Annotated in this window: 1 protein-coding gene; it reads left to right on the top strand. The window is 67.9% G+C overall.

Going from position 1 to position 1,574, the window contains the following annotated elements:
• Nucleotides 1–1,574: non-ribosomal peptide synthetase (locus IF67_RS0138360; protein ID WP_030993667.1), on the top strand; the 1,574-nt coding region annotated here is incomplete at both ends.

Raw genomic sequence — 1,574 nt, 5'->3', positions numbered from 1 at the left:
GGAACTGCCCACCGACCGGCCCCGGCCCGCGGTGGCCAGCCACCAGGGCGACAGCGTGCCCTTCGCCTGGGACACCGACCTCCACCACGGCATCACCCGCCTGGCCCGCGAACACCAGGTCAGTGTCTTCATGGTCATCCAGGCCGGCATCGCCGCACTGCTGACCCGCCTCGGCGCCGGTACCGACATCCCCATAGGGTCGGCCATCGCCGGACGTAACGACGACGCACTCGACGACCTCGTCGGCTTCTTCATCAACACGCTCGTGCTGCGCACCGACACCTCCGGCGATCCCACCTTCGCCGAACTCCTGGGGCGGGTGCGGGAAGCGGACCTGGCCGCCTACACGAACCAGGACGTGCCCTTCGAGCGGCTCGTGGAGATCGTCAACCCCACCCGCTCGCTGGCTCACCACCCGCTCTACCAGGTGATGCTGACCTTCCAGAACAACGACGCAGAGCTGGCACTGCCCGGACTCACCACGCAGGACTACGCGCTGGATGTCGCGTCGGCCAAGTTCGACCTCTCCTTCGACGTGGAAGAGCAGCACGACAGCAGCGGTGTGCCCTCGGGCATGCGGGGAGCGGTCGAATTCGCGACCGACCTCTTCGACCGGAAGACCGCGCAGAGCATCGCGGCGTGGCTGGAGCGCCTGCTGCGCAACGCCGTTACGGACGCCTCACTCCCCATCGGAGAGGTCGACGTCATCTCCGCGCAGGAGCGTGAGCTGCTGCTCAACGGCTGGAACGACACCGCGCGCGACGTTCCCGACGCGACGCTTGCCGAACTCTTCGAGGCCCAGGTGGCGCGCACCCCCGACGCCACTGCTCTGGAGCACGACGGCACACAGCTCACCTACAGCGAGCTGAACGCCCGCGCCAACCAGCTCGCCCGTTTCCTGATCACCCAAGGCTCCGGGCCAGAGAAGTACGTCGCCGTCGCCCTCCCCCGCAGCATCGACTTCGTCGTGGCGATCCTCGCCATCGTCAAAACAGGTGCCGCTTACGTACCCCTCGACCTCTCCTACCCAGCCGACCGCATCGCCTACATGCTCGACGACGTCTCCGCCGTGCTGGCCCTGACCGATACCGCAGGAGCTCAGCACCTCCCGGCCGTCGACGGCATGACCACCCTGACGCTCGACACCCCTGACGTCGCCGATCGCACGGCCGGCCTCTCGACCGTCGACGTTCGCGATGCTGACCGGTTGGGTGAGGCGAAGACCTCGCATCCCGTCTTCGTCATCTACACCTCCGGTTCCACGGGGCGGCCGAAGGGTGTCGTCGTTGAGCACCGCTCGCTGAACCTCTATCTCCGCTGGGCCCACGCCGCCTATCCCGCCATGAGCGGACGGACACTCGTCCACTCGCCTGTCTCCTTCGACCTCACCGTCACCGGGCTCCTCGGACCTCTCACCCTCGGCGGCTGCGCCCAACTGGTCGAACTCGACGAAGGCGCCGCCCCCGACCTCGACCAGGCGCCGACCTTCGTCAAGGCCACCCCCTCACACCTCACCCTGCTCAAGAACCTGCCCCCGCACATCTCACCCACCGAGCAGCTGGTCCTCGGCGGTG

This window comes from Streptomyces sp. NRRL S-1813, from assembly GCF_000719605.1.
GTDB lineage: Bacteria > Actinomycetota > Actinomycetes > Streptomycetales > Streptomycetaceae > Streptomyces > Streptomyces decoyicus.
This window is presented reverse-complemented; position numbering and strand designations above follow the sequence as displayed.